The organism is Microbulbifer sp. HZ11 (assembly GCF_000708675.1).
Lineage (GTDB): Bacteria > Pseudomonadota > Gammaproteobacteria > Pseudomonadales > Cellvibrionaceae > Microbulbifer.
This window is the reverse complement of record NZ_JELR01000001.1, coordinates 613009-629025: the sequence shown is the minus strand read 5'-3', so window position 1 is coordinate 629025 and position 16017 is coordinate 613009. Positions and strand designations below refer to the sequence as shown.

Below are 16017 nucleotides of genomic sequence, written 5' to 3'. Positions count from 1 at the left end.
TCTATTCAAGGGCCGATTCGGGTCGTGACACACGCCCGTTGAGACGAAGGGCGATTCTAGCGCTTTTCCCGCTCCGGGTATCGTTGCCGGCCGCTGCTTCGGTTGAGTTCCCTTAACTTTTCCATCTTTTCACTGATCTTCAGCTCAAGCCCCCTTGGCACCGGGTCGTAATATCGCCGACTGGCGATGGCCTCAGGGAAGTAGTTCTCCCCTGCCGCGAAACCGTCCGGTTCGTCGTGGGCGTAGCGGTAGTCGGCGCCATGGGCCATTTCCTTCGCCAGCCTGGTAGGCGCATTGCGCAAATGTACCGGCACTTCGTAGCTTGGCTCGCGACGAATATCGGCTAACGCACGTTTGTACGCGCTGTATACCGCGTTACTTTTTGCAGCGACGGCGAGATAGGTGATGGCCTGAGCGATGGCCAACTCCCCTTCCGGGCTACCGAGGCGTTCCTGGACATCCCAGGCATTCAGGGCTATCTCGAGGGCGCGGGGGTCGGCGTTCCCAATATCCTCGCTCGCCATGCGTACCGCGCGACGGGCGATATACATTGGGTCGCAACCGCCATCCACCATGCGCGCAAACCAGTAGAGCGCTGCATCCGGGTCGGACCCTCGCACCGACTTGTGCAATGCCGAGATCTGGTCGTAGAAAAAATCCCCGCCCTTATCAAAACGGCGCACGTCTGCGGTCAGCACTTCCGCCAGAACATCCTCATCAATCACCTGCCGGCTGCCCTCTTCTCGCGACAGATCGCAGGCAATTTCCAGCAGGTTCAGTGCGCTGCGTGCGTCGCCGTCTGCACTCAGGGTGATTTTGTTCAGGATCTCATCGGATATCGCGATGTTCCGGCTGCTAAGCTCTTCATCTTCTGTAAGCGCGCGTCGCAACATCCCCGCGAGCTCATCCTCGCTCAGGCTGCGCAGCAGATAGACTCGGCAGCGGGATAACAAAGCGTTATTCAGCTCGAACGCCGGGTTTTCGGTGGTGGCGCCGACAAAGGTTACGGTGCCCTCTTCCACGTACGGCAGAAAGGCGTCCTGCTGGGATTTATTGAAGCGATGCACCTCATCCACAAACAGGATCGTGCCTCGGCCGCTCTGGGCAGCATGCTGTTCAGCCTCCGCCACTGCCTGACGGATCTCCTTCACCCCGGCCAGCACGGCGGAAAGCGTCGCAAAACGCGCATCGCACTCCTGGGCGAGCAGTCGTGCGAAGGTGGTCTTACCGACACCGGGTGGCCCCCAGAGCACCATGGAATGCAGCTGGCCGCGCTCCACCGCCTCACGCAGCGGCTTACCCGGACCCAATAAATGCGTCTGGCCCACATAGTGGGCCAGAGTGTCGGGCCGCATACGTGCGGCCAGGGGCTGATGCCGGCGCGGTGACCGGAATAAATCATTCATCGCGAATAACGTCGGTACCCTTTGGGGGTTTGAAGTTAAAGATGCCGGATGACAGTTTTGGGTTGGCTTTGAGACCATTAAAGCGGATATCGGTAGTCTGCCCCATGCCATCTCGCACGGTCATTGCCGAAGGCAGGCCCTTGCCGTCGAAACGGATCACCATAGATTTAAACGGTGCCGATGCCCGCTTTGGGGTCAGATAGTAAGCGCCCTTTTTGTTTTCGACATTGAACGAGCCCCGGATCTCTTCAACCTTGCCGCCCAGCAAAAGCGCCGGGGTTTCTTTCATGCGGCTGTCTACCGGGCGGATCGTTACCTGCTCCAGATCCGGGTCGTACAGCCAGAGCTTCTTGTTGTTGGTGACAAGAAGCTGCGGGAAGGGCTCGCCGGTCTGCCAGCGCAGGCGGCCCGGCCGCTGAACGGAAAAATTGCCACTACTCTTCTGCAGAGTTTTACCCTTCTGGTCTTTCAGGGTCTGACTGAAATTGCCGGAGATGGCTCCCAGGGGCTGCAGCAGGCGGCTAAGCTCTTCGCTGGCGTCGGCGCTTGCCTTAGCCGTACCAAAGGTGCAGCCCAGTGCGATCAGGAAAATGCTCAGTGTGCGTTTCATTCGATGCCTTCCAGTTTGCTGATCTGTCCCTAAAGCCTAGTCGGACCCGGGTGAACCCGGCCTGAACCTGCAGAAAATCTATATTGCGCTCAGTGGTGTGCCATCAGGGCGGTGGCGGCGCCAGTACCTCGCGGTTACCGTTGGCTTGTTGCGGCGACACAACCCCAGCCGCCTCCATGGTCTCGATCATGCGGGCGGCGCGATTGTAGCCGATGCGCAATTGGCGCTGAACCGAAGAAATGGACGCCTTCCTGGATTTGGTCACAAAAGCCACAGCTTCGTCATAGAGGGCGTCCGCCTCCGGATCCTCGTCCCCTCCCTCTGTCGCCATTCCCGGCACGGGAATGCTGTTGTTGGAGTCATCAACAATGCCGTCAATATACTCAGGCTCACCACGGCGGCACCAGTCTGCTACAACCTGGTGCACTTCATGGTCATCGACAAAGGCACCGTGCACCCTTATGGGCACTGCGGTGCCCGGCGGCAGATATAGCATATCCCCGTGACCAAGGAGCTGCTCAGCACCCCCCTGGTCCAAAATGGTGCGCGAGTCAACTTTGGAAGAAACCTGGAACGCCATACGCGTGGGTACGTTCGCCTTGATCAGACCGGTAATCACATCCACCGATGGACGCTGGGTTGCCAGCAAAAGGTGGATGCCGGCCGCCCGTGCTTTCTGGGCAATCCGTGCGATCAGCTGCTCAACCTTCTTACCGACGATCATCATCATGTCGGCAAATTCATCGATCACAACCACGATCGCCGGCAGCGGCTTGAGGTGTGGGCGGGTTTGCTCCGCCTCCGGGACGCTGGACATCGGGTCTGGCTGCCAGGTCGGATCTTCCAGTGGCTCACCTTTGGCTGCCGCTTCCTTTACTTTGCGATTGAAGCCGGCGAGGTTGCGCACGCCCATTGCGGCCATCAGCTTGTAGCGCCGCTCCATTTCACCCACACACCAGCGCAGACCATTGGCTGCGTCGTTCATATCGGTTATTACCGGCGTCAGCAGGTGCGGGATTCCCTCGTAGACCGAGAGCTCGAGCATTTTCGGATCCACCAGGATCAGGCGAACCTCATCGGGTGTGGATTTGTACAGGAGGCTCAGCAGCATCACATTGATGCCCACAGACTTACCGGACCCGGTGGTACCGGCCACCAGTAGATGTGGCATCTTGGCCAGGTCCGCAACCACCGGCTGCCCGGCGATATCGTGCCCAAGGGCCAAAGTCAGTGCGGAACTGGATTTTTCATAGACCTCGGCGCCGAGTACTTCGGTTAGGCGCACCATCTGACGGTTTTCATTGGGGATTTCGATACCCACCACCGATTTTCCCGGAATCACCTCGACAACCCGCACACTGATTACCGCCAGGGAGCGCGCCAGGTCTTTCGCGAGGTTGGTAATTCGGCTGACTTTTACCCCTGGCGCAGGCTGAATCTCAAAGCGGGTTACCACTGGCCCAGGCAGTACGGAGACGACCTCTGCGACCACGCCAAAATCTTTGAGCTTCAGCTCCAGCAGTCGGGAAAGTGCCTCCAGCGCCTCGCGGCTAAAGCCGGCCTTTTTGTTGTCATCAGCCGGGTCCAGTAGGGAGAGTGCCGGTAAGGTTCCGGTGACCGGCCCTTTGAAGAGCTCGCCCTGCTTTTCTTTTACTGCCCGTGGGCTCGGTTTGGGGGGGGGTGCCGAAGGGGCAATCTGTGGCGGCTGGCGCTTTGCGGTCCGCTGTTTTTCTTCTTCTACAGCCGCTTTGCGCACCACGATAGCTTCACGGGCTACCCGCTGCTCCTCGCGCGCTTTCTTTGCTCGAGCCAACCGATTGCCCAGCCAACTGAATACAAACAGGACACTTCGGCCGATATCTTCGAAAAGCTGGAGCCAGGACATTCCGGTAAATACGGTGACCCCTATAGCAAAGGTGGCCAATAACAGAATGGTACCGCCCACGTAGCCGAGCCCGTGTTCCAGGGCAGAGGAAACCGCAGCACCAATAATTCCCCCATTGGAAAACGGTAATGGCTGCGCGGATTCGGTGAAACACAGGGTGGCTATACCGGCGCCGGCCACAAGCAGCAGTAGTAGGCCGGCTACCCGCAGTGCGAACAGCGGGCCGTGAAAACGCGCATTCCTGTCACGTAGAATCCGGTATGCCCGCCAGCCGATCAGCACGGGAAATAGGTAGGCCATCCAACCCAATAGTGACAGGCAGACATCGGCGAGCCAGGCACCGGTTGGTCCGATGGCGTTCGAGATATCGCGGCCACTACCAGTATGAGACCAGCCGGGGTCCTGCGGGCTATAACTCAACAGGCTGATGCCGACAAGTAAGGCGCCCGCCAGCAATGTAATCAGGGCGCCCTCGCGCACGATGCGCGCTATCAGGGATTCCGGAATTTCGGCCCCGGATTCGGTTTCACTCTCAGCCTTCAATGGCCACCTCGGCTATTTCTTTCTTCATGAAGGGCGCGCTGAGCGCTGCTCTTCAGGGTATCTGGAGGTCTGTGTACTACAGGCGTGCGGTAAATGCTACCGTGAAGCAACTTGATAAATCACTTTAAGTTATTATTTTAACTTAAAAAACAATAACTTATGTGACATACCTCCAGTACTCTTAATGTCCCGCGCAACACCATCCCGGAGGAAGGATGCCGTGGCAATACGGTCAACCTATAAAGAGGTGCAATGATATAAATTAGATCAAACTATTTGGTCAGCATGGCGCCATCCCCTATCATTGCCCGCGAAATTAAGCGGGTACCGTTACAAGCGACCGCTTCCCTTCACCGATACTGGAACAATGGGTTCCAGGCGGCTGCAAAAGGGCTTGCTACACGGCGCCGTAGCAATACAAATTCCAATTCCGAAAACTGAAGTACAGTGAGTTCTGATATGAGCAATCATCACCGCCTGATCATTCTCGGTTCTGGCCCGGCTGGGTATACCGCCGCGATCTATGCAGCACGTGCCAACCTGAACCCGGTGGTGATCACCGGTATGCAGCAAGGTGGTCAGCTGACCACTACCACGGAAGTTGAGAACTGGCCGGGCGGCGTGCACGATCTGCAGGGCCCAGACCTTATGGTTCAGATGCAGCAGCACGCCGAGCGTTTCGACACCAATATCATTTTCGATCACATCCACGAAGTGGACCTGAAACAGCGCCCGTTTACCCTGAAGGGTAACGAGACCTATACCTGTGACGCCCTGATTATCTCCACCGGCGCCTCCGCCCAGTACCTGGGCCTGCCCTCAGAAGAAGCATTCCAGGGACGCGGTGTGAGCGCCTGTGCCACTTGTGATGGATTTTTCTATCGCGATCAAAAAGTGATCGTGGTCGGCGGTGGCAACACGGCAGTAGAGGAAGCCCTGTACCTGTCCAATATCGCGGCTGAAGTCACCCTGGTGCATCGTCGCGATGAACTGCGCTCCGAGAAGATCCTGCAGGATCGTCTGATGGAAAAAGCACAAAACGGCAACATCAATCTCTGCTGGCACCACACCCTGGACGAGGTCCTCGGTGACGACAATGGCGTAACGGGGGTTCGCCTGAAGAACGTTCAGGATGGCTCGACCAAGGAGCTGGATGTTTCCGGTGTTTTCATCGCCATTGGGCACAAGCCGAACACCGATATTTTTGAAGGCCAGCTTGAAATGAATGGCGGTTACATTGTGGTAGAAAGCGGCCTGAACGGTAACGCCACTCAGACCTCTGTGCCCGGCGTGTTTGCGGCAGGGGATGTATCCGACCATATTTACCGTCAGGCGGTTACTTCTGCGGGTACCGGATGTATGGCGGCACTGGATGCTGAGCGCTACCTCGACGCCCAGTAACTTGCGCCGGGGCGTTTCCAGGAAGCGCTGACACGGTGTTATAAAAGGCGGCTCTTGAGCCGCTTTTTTCGTTTCAGGCCGTATCAGGTGGATAAGCGAACTGCATGGATGACATCCTTACACTACTGGACCCCGACCGGGTTGAGTTTCCCTGCACCAGCACAGCGCTGGCAGACCCAAATGGACTGCTGGCCGTGGGCGGCGATCTGACCCCGGAATGGCTATTGGCGGCATATGCCAGGGGTATCTTCCCGTGGTTTTCCGACGACCAGCCAATTCTCTGGTGGTCACCCTCCCCACGTTGCATAGTCCGCCCTCAGACACTCAAATTTAGCCGCAGCCTGCGCAAGACTATTCGTCAACAGCGCTTCGAGATTACCTTTGACCAGGCATTTGAGGATGTACTGCATGGATGTGCTGCCCCACGGTCTGACGATTCAGGCACCTGGATCACAGATGACATGCGCTGGGCTTATACGGAGATGCACGCGCGCGGCCATGCGCATTCGGTAGAAGCCTGGCAAGACGGTCAGCTGGTTGGCGGCCTGTACGGGCTCAGTATTGGTCGAGTGTTTTTTGGGGAGTCCATGTTTCATCGGGCAGCGGATGCATCCAAGGTGGCCTTCGCCCATCTGGTACGCCAGCTCAGGCTGTGGGGCTGCGAACTGATCGATTGCCAGGTCAGCAATCCGCATCTCGTCAGCCTCGGCGCGGAAGAAGTGCCTCGAGATGAGTTTGAGCAATTGTTGGTAGAGGGCGTCACCCAGGCTTCATTTCCCCACCCCTGGCCCGCAAAAGCGGGCCCCGAACTATTTGCGGCCGACTAGCAGGTCAAAGAGCGGCGCAGAATGTTTGAGTTTTTGCTGACCACAAATTACCCTCGGGTCTAGTGATACCCATCAATTGGCGGAGAGAGGACAGGCGTGGCAAAGGCAGACCATATCCGTGTCGAGCAGGCGGCAGACCAGTGAGCCAATACTCTCAATTGGATTCCGTGCGCCTGTTGGCAACCATGCCGCACCCCTGCGGCTACCTGGATGGGCAGGAAGCCACAACAGTGTTTGTCGATCCGCAAACCACGGTGGACCAGCGCCTCTACAGTCGCCTGTCTGAACTTGGTTTTCGCCGTAGTGGCAACTACCTGTACCGCCCTCAGTGCACGAGCTGTCAGGCCTGTGTGCCCGCGCGGGTGCCGGTGGAGCTGTTTGTTCCGAATCGAAATCAGCGACGCTGCTGGCGTCGCAACCGGGACCTGGACGTGTTCCATCGGCAGGATATAGATACTGACGAGCACTACGCACTCTACGCGCACTATATCGAGCAGCGCCATCGTGATGGGGAGATGTACCCGCCCAGTCGCGAACAATTCCGCAGTTTTCTGAATAACGCATGGGGTAGTACACGGTACCTTGAGTTTCGAGCCCGTGACCGCCTGGTGGGGGTTGCGGTAACGGATGTGCTCAACGGCGGCGTATCCGCGATTTATACCTATTTTGACCCCGACGAGGTCAAGCGCAGCCTGGGTACATATGCGATCCTCTATCAGATCGAATGGACCCGTCGTCTCGGATTGCCAAGCCTGTATCTGGGTTACTGGATACGGCAGTGTGAAAAAATGGCTTACAAAAATCAGTTTCAGCCGCTGGAATACCTGGTGGACAACCGCTGGACTCTCAAGTCAGATCAGGCGGACTAACGCCCTCTCCCCCATTTATCCAGCAAATCCCGGATTCACTTGGCCTGCGGGCGCTTTTCGTGCAAAATGCACGCCCGTCGCACCGCCGGCTTTGGCGGAATAGCTAGTACACATCAATCAAAGGTTGCTGCCGCATGGCAAAAGACGATTACATTGAAATGGAAGGCGAGGTGATCGACACCCTGCCCAACACCACATTCCGCGTAAAACTGGAAAACGGACACGTGGTGATCGCGCATATCTCAGGCAAGATGCGCAAAAATTACATCCGTATTCTGACGGGTGACAAGGTCAAGGTAGAGCTGACCCCTTACGACCTGAGCAAGGGCCGCATCACCTACCGCGCCCGCTGATTGTCAGATAGCAATTTCTCGCGGAATTGCAGCTGCAATAAAAAAGCCACCTCATGAGGTGGCTTTTTGCGTTTCTGGGTGGCTGACCGAAGGTCAGTGGAGTGCCGGAACTGCAGTCCTGATCTTCAGCTGATCATCTTCGACGGTAACTTCAACCTTGCCACCGTCTTCCGAAAGCTCACCAAAGAGAACGGCTTCCGCCAGCGGCTTGCGCAGCTTCTCGCGAATCAGGCGGGCCATTGGCCGCGCCCCCATCTTCTCGTCGTAGCCGTTCACTGCCAGCCACTCGCGGGCTTCGTCGTCCACTTCCAGTGTCACGCGGGACTCGTCGAGCTGGGCTTGTAGCTCGACCACAAACTTATCGACCACTGTTTTCACTACGCCGATATCAAGCGCACCGAACTGGATGATGCTGTCGAGGCGGTTGCGGAACTCCGGAGTGAACATTTTCTTGATCTCCTCCATGCCGTCACTGCTGTGATCCTGATTGGCAAAGCCAATGGAGCGGCGACTCATGACTTCCGCGCCGGCATTGGTGGTCATGATCAGAATAACGTTGCGGAAATCTGCTTTGCGCCCGTTGTTATCGGTCAGCGTACCGTGATCCATTACCTGCAGTAGCAGGTTGAACACTTCCGGGTGTGCCTTCTCGATCTCATCCAACAGCACAACACTGTGGGGGTGCTTGGTGACCGCGTCAGTAAGCAGGCCACCCTGATCAAAACCAACGTAGCCTGGAGGGGCACCAATCAGACGGGAAACGGTATGGCGCTCCATATACTCAGACATATCGAAGCGAATCAGCTCAATACCCATAACCTGCGCTAGCTGGCGGCACAATTCGGTTTTACCTACACCGGTAGGGCCGGCAAACAGGAAGGAGCCAATGGGCTTCTCTTCTGCACCAAGCCCGGCGCGCGCCAATTTGATTGAGGTGCTGAGTGCCTCGATTGCCTGATCCTGTCCGAAAACAACCATTTTCAGGTTTTCGTCCAGCTTGGCGAGTGCTGCCTTATCCGACGCAGAGACGCTCTTGGCCGGGATGCGGGCCATTTTCGCGACCACGTTTTCAATTTCCGTGACAGTAATGGTGTCGGTTCGTTGGTCGGCGGGCAGCAGCGCCTGATAAGCACCCGCCTCATCAATTACGTCGATTGCCTTATCCGGTAGAAACCGTTCAGTAATATGACGGTTGGCGAGCTGCGCGGCAGCCTCAAGCGCCGAGTCGGTAAAGCGCACCTTATGGTGATCTTCGAAACAGGATTTCAGGCCCTGCAGAATTTGTACGGTTTCTTCGACTGACGGTTCGTGTACGTCAATTTTCTGAAAGCGACGGGAAAGCGCGCGGTCTTTCTCGAAGATGCCGCGGTATTCATTGAAGGTGGTTGAACCGATACAGCGCATCTGACCGCTGGACAGCAGTGGCTTCAGCAGGTTGGACGCATCCATTACGCCGCCAGATGCGGCGCCAGCACCGATTATGGTGTGAATCTCATCGATAAACAGAACCGCGTGCTCGCGTTTTTTCAGCTCCGCGAGCAGCGCCTTAAACCGCTTTTCAAAATCCCCGCGATACTTGGTGCCCGCAAGTAACGAACCCAGATCCAGCGAGTAAATGGTGCTTTCTTTTAGTGGCTCGGGTACTTCGCCATCTACGATTCGACGCGCGAGGCCTTCGGCGATTGCGGTCTTACCCACCCCGGATTCACCAACCAGCAATGGGTTGTTTTTACGCCGACGCGCCAGAACCTGGGTTACCCGCTCCACTTCCGGTGCGCGCCCGACCAGCGGATCAATGCGCCCCAGTATCGCTTCTTGGTTGAGGTTGGTGGCGTAGCTCTCAAGCGGATCTGAACCGCCCGACTCCGCGGCGCTGCCGAGATCCTCATCCACCTGCTCCGGAGAAGGATCGGGGTTATTGTGCGTGTTATTGCCACCCGAGCTTACGCGAGAAATACCGTGGGTGATATAGTTCACCACGTCAATGCGGGCGACGCTCTGCTGCTTCAGGTAATAAACTGCCTGACTTTCCTGCTCACAAAAGATGGCTACCAGCACATTGGCCCCGGTAACCTCTTTTTTGCCAGACGACTGTACGTGAAACACCGCGCGCTGAAGCACTCGCTGGAACCCCAGGGTGGGTTGAGTTTCACGCTCGGAATCATTTTCAGGAATAAGCGGCGTGGTTGAATCGACGAATTCGAGCAGCTCCCGGCGAAGTGCGCTCAGGTCTGCTCCACAGGCATGCAGGACATCTGCCGCAGATTCGTTGTCCAGCAGCGCCAGCAACAGGTGCTCAACGGTCATAAACTCGTGGCGTTTCGCCCGTGCACCTTTAAACGCTAGATTGAGCGTTACCTCTAAATCCTTGCTGAGCATCTAAACCTCAAAAACCTTACTGGCCAATGTCGTCCGGATTGTCGCTGAGTACACCCGGCATTCCTGAAGTGTTGCCGGTTTCCCGGCGGGTTTGATGTCACCGGCATACCCGCCAGCGATCTCGAAAGCCTCTTCAACCCTCCTCGCCGCGCTCGTCGCCTTCATCTGCTTCGATCTCGCACAGCAATGGATGTTCATTGTCCCGCGCAAATTGATTGACCTGCGCGGCCTTGGTCTCCGCTATATCTCGAGTATAGACACCGCAGATCGCTTTTCCCTTAGTGTGCACCTGCAACATCAGCTGAGTGGCGCGCTCACGATTCACGTAGAAAAAGAGTTCCAGTGCTTCGACGACAAACTCCATCGGTGTGTAATCGTCGTTGAGCATAACGACCTTGTACATCGGGGGGCGCTTGAGTTGTGGCCTGGCTTCCGCAAGTGCAGTGCCCCCGCTCCCCTCATGAAAATCAAAGTCGTCATTATCAGGACCTTGATTCGAGTGTAGTTTAATGATTTGTGAATTTCCCATAGCGCTAATCAATCAATCTTCAGGAATCAGTTCACAGTGCTGTCACCGAGTTTTCTCTCGCTCAACGCGAGCGATACCAGCAGCTCGGTATCAGTCACTGCGTTCAACATGGCAAGCGGGCATTGTAACCGCAAATGGTGTGCCGCACATTGCGTCGAATGGTATTCACTTGACAAGCTCTGGACTGTTGGCTACAAGAGATAGTAACCACGCCATGTGGTTAGCGAAGGTACATAAATAATCGTACAAATGATTTTGCACGAACCAATCAGCGCATGAAGCGCGATAACAATAATGACAACATGTATAGGCGGCCTGCAGTCGCCCCGGCAATATTAGAGGGATTTCGCCATGCCTACCGGTACCGTTAAGTGGTTCAATAACGCCAAGGGATATGGATTTATTCTTGCTGACGAAGGTGGAGAAGACCTGTTTGCGCACTATTCAGCGATCCAGATGGATGGGTATCGCACCCTGAAGGCTGGCCAGCAAGTGCAGTTCGACATCATTCAGGGTGACAAGGGTTACCATGCGGCGAATATCAGCGCCGTAGATGCATCCCGCGCGGCACCCAGCCCAGCGCCTGCTCCGCAGACTGAAGCGGTCAGGGAGCAGGAAGCCGAAGAAGTTCTGGACTAACGGCTTACTGCAGTGCGGCGGCTGTCGTCAGCTTCCGCGCCTCCCGAACGATCACTCTGGTGTTGACCAGAGCCCCTTCCGGCTCGTTCAGAGCCAAGTTCCCTGACGCCCATACAGTGGCACACTCGTTCCACAGTGAATGAGTGAAGCGGACTTATATTTCCCGACACAAGAATTAGACATAAAAAAGGCCCCGCACCTTTCGATGCGGGGCCTTTTTCATTTCAGCTCGACAATCAGGCCATGTGCTTGATTACTTCGTCGCCGAACTCAGAGCAGGATTTCAGCTCAGCGCCGTCCATCAAACGCTCGAAGTCATAGGTAACGGTCTTGGCTTCGATAGCGCCTTCCATACCTTTAACGACCAGCTCGGCCGCTTCGTTCCAGCCCAGGTGACGCAGCATCATTTCTGCTGACAGGATCAGGGACCCCGGGTTTACCTTGTCCTGACCAGCGTACTTCGGTGCAGTACCGTGGGTCGCTTCGAACAGGGCAACTTCGTCAGACAGGTTGGCACCTGGCGCGATACCGATACCGCCTACCTGCGCAGCCAGTGCGTCGGACAGGTAGTCGCCGTTCAGGTTCAGGGTGGCGATTACGTCGTACTCGGCCGGACGCAGCAGAATCTGCTGCAGCATGGCGTCGGCGATTACGTCCTTAACCACGATTTCCTTACCGGTGTTCGGGTTCTTGAAGCTGCACCAGGGGCCGCCATCGATCGGCTGAGCGCCGAACTCTTCACGGGCCAGCTCGTAGCCCCAATCGGCGAAGGCACCTTCGGTGAACTTCATGATGTTGCCTTTGTGCACCAGGGTCAGGGAGTCGCGGTCCTGATCAATGGTGTACTGCAGGGCTTTGCGCACCAGGCGCTTGGTGCCTTCTTCGGAAACTGGCTTGACACCGATACCCACTTCTTGCGGGAAGCGGATTTTCTTAACCCCCATTTCTTCCTGCAGGAACTTAACCACTTTCTTGGCTTCGTCGGTACCTGCTTTCCACTCGATACCGGCGTAGATGTCTTCGGAGTTCTCACGGAAGATCACCATGTCAACTTTGTTCGGCTCTTTTACCGGAGAAGGTACACCGCTGAACCAGCGTACCGGACGCTGACATACGTACAGGTCCAGCTCCTGGCGCAGAGCAACGTTCAGGGAGCGGAAGCCGCCGCCTACTGGGGTGGTCAGCGGGCCTTTGATGCTGACAACGTATTCCTTGATGGCTTCCAGGGTTTCTGCCGGGAACCAGTCGCCGCTGTAGGTTTCAGCCGCTTTTTCACCGCAGAAGATTTCCATCCATGCGATGGCTTTTTCGTCGCTGTAGGCCTTGCTTACGGCAGCGTCGATCACTTTGCGCATTACCGGGGTGATATCCACGCCGATGCCGTCACCTTCGATAAACGGAATGATCGGGGTGTTCGGTACGTTCAGAGAACCATCTGCGTTGACTGTGACTTTTTCGCCGTTGGCCGGCACTTGGATATGACCCATTAAGTTGACTCCCGTAACTCTTTGACTAAACGTCCGGCTTTTTCGGGGAAATCTCGGCATAATGCACCAGAATTCCGCGGCCGGTCATGGTTGCCGCCCATTGTTTGCGCCGTTGCACACGCCGAGCTGGCTAAAAATCGGCGGGATTATACCAACATCCGCCTACTTTTGTAGTTTCATTACATCCGGTGCAGGATGACTCAGAATCAGGGCCACCACAGCGGGCATAACCAAGGCGCGAACATAGGACTGAGATGAGCAAACTGATCCTGCTGAACAAGCCCTACGGGGTACTCTGCCAGTTTACCGACCCGCAAGGCCGCCCGACCCTGGCCGACTTTGTGTCCGAGCCCGGTGTGTATGCGGCGGGCCGCCTGGATTTCGACTCAGAGGGACTGCTGTTACTGACCGCCGACGGGCAGCTGCAACACCGCATTGCGCACCCAAGCAACAAATTACCGAAAACCTACTGGGCGCAAGTAGAAGGTGAGATCACCGACGACGCCCTGCTGCGACTGTGTCATGGGGTTTCGCTGAAAGATGGCGATACCGCGCCGGCCCAGGCCCGAAGAATCCCGGCTCCCGACCTTTGGCAGCGCCATCCCCCGATCCGAGAGCGCAAATCCATTCCTACCTCGTGGGTCGAGTTGACCATCAGCGAGGGGCGAAATCGCCAGGTGCGGCGCATGACCGCCGCGGTAGGCTTCCCTACTCTGCGCCTGGTGCGGTGCTCGATTGGAAGCTGGCACCTCGATGGTCTGGCACCCGGCGAATACCGTACGGAACAGGTAAAAATGCCTGCCACCCCGACCAAGCCCCGGAAATCCCACCGCGGACCACCGGCAGCCGCACGCGGCAAGCGGAATCCGCGCCGCGCACCAGGGGCCAGCCCTGCGCCGCGCAACGGCAAGCCACGCCGGTAACAATCCTATGAAGAGCTAGGCTGCTATAGGCTGGTTATAAGATAGGAGCTAGTAGGAGCTAGAATCGGACCCGGCGGTCTGGGCTGCGCGTACAGGCGGTAGTGTTGGAGCATCAATCGCACGCTGCCCAGGGGAAATTGGTCACTGAACCCAATCGCAGGTAAAATGCGCCCCCATTTTCCCGTCCCAGTGTGGTTTTGCGGGGGTGCGGGTTGAAATCCCGCCCTCCCCCCTCACTGAAAGACCCGGTATTTCATTCAGATTCGGTATCAGTAGTGTCTTTAACGCCTAAATCACCTCTACCTGCGGGTAAACGCGTCATCGTCGGCATGTCCGGCGGGGTCGACTCTTCCGTGGCCGCCCTATTGCTGCTCCAGCAGGGCTACCAGGTGGAAGGTCTGTTTATGAAAAACTGGGATGAAGACGACGGGACTGAGTACTGTACTGCCAAACAGGACCTGGCAGATGCAGAATCCGTTTGCGCGCGGCTCGGCATCAAGCTGCACACGGCGAACTTTGCTGCCGAATACTGGGACAACGTATTCGAGTATTTCCTGGCCGAGTACAAGGCTGGGCGGACCCCCAATCCTGACATTCTGTGTAACCGGGAAATCAAATTCAAAGTGTTTCTCGAATACGCAGAAATGCTTGGCGCCGACGCGATCGCTACAGGGCACTACACTCGTCGGATTGATCGCGACGGTCACACCTTTCTTGCCAAGGGGCTGGACCCAAACAAGGATCAGAGTTATTTCCTGCACGCCGTGGGCGAAGCGGAGTTTGCAAAGTCGCTGTTTCCCCTGGGTGAGCTTGAGAAGCCAGAAGTCCGTCGCATTGCGGAAGAGAACGGTTTTATCACCCACAGCAAGAAAGACAGCACCGGAATCTGCTTTATCGGTGAACGTCGCTTCAAGGATTTTCTTGAACAGTACCTGCCGGCGCAGCCCGGTGAGATGCAGACGCCAGACGGCGAAGTCATGGGTCAGCACGCGGGGTTGATGTACCACACTATCGGTCAGCGCCAGGGATTGGGAATTGGCGGCGTCAAAGGTGCCGGCGATCAGCCCTGGTATGTGGTTGGTAAAGATTTGACCCGAAATGTACTACTGGTTGCCCAGGGAAAGCATCACCCGCTTCTCTATGCTACAGGCCTGGAAGCCACCCAGGCACACTGGATTAATGGGGCTCCGCCGGCGCAAAAATTCCGGGCAACGGCAAAAACCCGTTATCGGCAGGATGACCAGGACTGCGAAGTGAGCCTGGGTGAAAATGGTCAACTTAGCATTGCCTTCGATCAACCCCAGCGTGCCGTAACACCGGGCCAGTCGGTGGTGATTTACCAGGGGGAGATCTGTCTTGGCGGCGCCGTCATCGACTCGGCCACCGGCGTTGGCGATGTAGAGAGTGATGGCCCCGAACACGCTCCGAGACCGAGACGTAAGCCGATAGCCAATCAATCTGCAGGGAGCGACTTTTGAGTAATTGGCGAGATCAAGCACTGGCTCTGGCTGGTGTATTCCAATCAGCAATTCTCGTTGAGCGGCTGGCCAAAACGGGCACAGCCCCCGCCGACCAGATGGAAACTGCGATCTACAGTCTGTTTCAGCAGAACCCCGAAACTACGGAGGATGTGTTCGGCGGTGTCGAGAAGCTATTGCCCGGACTGCGCGCCGCGCGACAGCTGATTGCCACACGCAATCACCCGGAATACACCGACTGTCTGCGCTACGTGCTGTCGATACTGTACCTGCAACGACAGCTGGCGAAGAAACCAGACTTGCTATCTATTATTGGCAGCCGCCTGGAAAAGGCGCAGTTACAGATGGACCATTTCGGAATTGGCCATGAAAACGTGTACGCCAACCTGGCCAGTATTTATAGCGATACTCTGAGCACCTTCCGTTTCCGTATTCAGGTCCTCGGCGATTTCAATTTTCTGCAACAACAGCGTATTGCCAACCAGATTCGCACCATGTTGTTTGCCGGCGTCCGCTCTGCCATGTTGTGGCGCCAGCTGGGCGGTCGTCGCTTACACCTGCTATTCCAACGGAAAAAACTGATCGCCGAAATGGATGCATTGATATCCAAATACGAATCCCTGGAACACTGATTTTTCACGTTTACGCCGGACGCCTGATCCGGCAAGAGCTCACTACCGGAGAGACA

At 56.6% G+C, this 16017-nt stretch carries 14 protein-coding genes; 8 read left to right on the top strand and 6 right to left on the bottom strand.

Annotation, left to right across the window (positions count from 1 at the left end; translation table 11 throughout):
• Window positions 1–56: 56 nt before the first annotated feature.
• From AU11_RS02720 to AU11_RS02710, 3 genes are all read right to left on the bottom strand, one after another.
• Entirely contained in the window at window positions 57–1406 is a 1350-nt protein-coding gene (locus AU11_RS02720; protein WP_043316256.1) for a replication-associated recombination protein A, read from the bottom strand.
• Window positions 1399–2016: an outer membrane lipoprotein chaperone LolA gene (gene lolA / locus AU11_RS02715; protein WP_043316255.1), complete on the bottom strand. Its 618-nt coding sequence runs from the start codon at window positions 2014–2016 to the stop codon at window positions 1399–1401. Before lolA ends, AU11_RS02720 begins: the two co-directional genes overlap by 8 nt.
• A gap of 103 nt (window positions 2017–2119) precedes the next feature.
• Window positions 2120–4444: a DNA translocase FtsK gene (locus tag AU11_RS02710; protein WP_043316254.1), complete on the bottom strand. Its 2325-nt coding sequence runs from the start codon at window positions 4442–4444 to the stop codon at window positions 2120–2122.
• Window positions 4445–4903: 459 nt separating this feature from the next.
• On the opposite strand from AU11_RS02710, the gene trxB reads away from it, so the two are divergent.
• The 4 genes from trxB to infA all read left to right on the top strand — a co-directional run bounded on the left by trxB (window position 4904) and on the right by infA (window position 7894).
• Complete coding sequence (trxB, locus tag AU11_RS02705) at window positions 4904–5845, top strand: thioredoxin-disulfide reductase (RefSeq protein WP_043316252.1); 942 nt, start codon at window positions 4904–4906, stop codon at window positions 5843–5845.
• Window positions 5846–5949: 104 nt separating this feature from the next.
• Window positions 5950–6672 (top strand): leucyl/phenylalanyl-tRNA--protein transferase, encoded by a 723-nt coding sequence (gene aat, locus AU11_RS02700; RefSeq protein WP_197023744.1) that lies wholly within the window; start codon window positions 5950–5952, stop codon window positions 6670–6672.
• A gap of 140 nt (window positions 6673–6812) precedes the next feature.
• The gene (locus AU11_RS02695; RefSeq protein ID WP_043316250.1) at window positions 6813–7541 is read left to right on the top strand and encodes an arginyltransferase; all 729 of its coding nucleotides are present in this window, start codon (window positions 6813–6815) and stop codon (window positions 7539–7541) included.
• A 134-nt stretch (window positions 7542–7675) separates the two neighbouring features.
• Entirely contained in the window at window positions 7676–7894 is a 219-nt protein-coding gene (gene infA, locus AU11_RS02690) for a translation initiation factor IF-1 (protein WP_010130378.1), read from the top strand.
• A 93-nt stretch (window positions 7895–7987) separates the two neighbouring features.
• Here the strand turns inward: infA and clpA are convergent, their stop codons facing one another.
• Together clpA and clpS are read right to left on the bottom strand one after the other, a co-directional pair.
• On the bottom strand, window positions 7988–10273 hold the full coding sequence (clpA, locus tag AU11_RS02685; RefSeq protein WP_043316247.1) for an ATP-dependent Clp protease ATP-binding subunit ClpA: 2286 nt from the start codon (window positions 10271–10273) through the stop codon (window positions 7988–7990).
• A gap of 133 nt (window positions 10274–10406) precedes the next feature.
• Entirely contained in the window at window positions 10407–10802 is a 396-nt protein-coding gene (gene clpS, locus AU11_RS02680; RefSeq protein ID WP_043316243.1) for an ATP-dependent Clp protease adapter ClpS, read from the bottom strand.
• Between the two features lie 351 nt (window positions 10803–11153).
• Between clpS and cspD the strand changes: the two genes are divergently transcribed.
• Window positions 11154–11441: a cold shock domain-containing protein CspD gene (cspD, locus tag AU11_RS02675; protein ID WP_043316241.1), complete on the top strand. Its 288-nt coding sequence runs from the start codon at window positions 11154–11156 to the stop codon at window positions 11439–11441.
• A 236-nt stretch (window positions 11442–11677) separates the two neighbouring features.
• On the opposite strand, the gene icd is transcribed toward cspD, so the two are convergent.
• The gene (gene icd, locus AU11_RS02670) at window positions 11678–12928 is read right to left on the bottom strand and encodes an NADP-dependent isocitrate dehydrogenase (RefSeq protein ID WP_043316239.1); all 1251 of its coding nucleotides are present in this window, start codon (window positions 12926–12928) and stop codon (window positions 11678–11680) included.
• A 254-nt stretch (window positions 12929–13182) separates the two neighbouring features.
• Here icd and AU11_RS02665 point away from each other — a divergent pair, with 254 nt between their 5' ends.
• The 3 genes from AU11_RS02665 to hflD all read left to right on the top strand — a co-directional run bounded on the left by AU11_RS02665 (window position 13183) and on the right by hflD (window position 15961).
• Entirely contained in the window at window positions 13183–13851 is a 669-nt protein-coding gene (locus AU11_RS02665) for a pseudouridine synthase (RefSeq protein WP_043316238.1), read from the top strand.
• A 275-nt stretch (window positions 13852–14126) separates the two neighbouring features.
• A complete protein-coding gene (gene mnmA / locus AU11_RS02660; protein ID WP_043316236.1) occupies window positions 14127–15329 on the top strand; it encodes a tRNA 2-thiouridine(34) synthase MnmA in 1203 nt (400 codons plus the stop codon).
• Window positions 15326–15961, top strand: coding sequence for a high frequency lysogenization protein HflD (gene hflD / locus AU11_RS02655; RefSeq protein WP_043316234.1), 636 nt, complete (start codon window positions 15326–15328; stop codon window positions 15959–15961). Before mnmA ends, hflD begins: the two co-directional genes overlap by 4 nt.
• The last annotated feature ends 56 nt before the right edge of the window (window positions 15962–16017 follow it).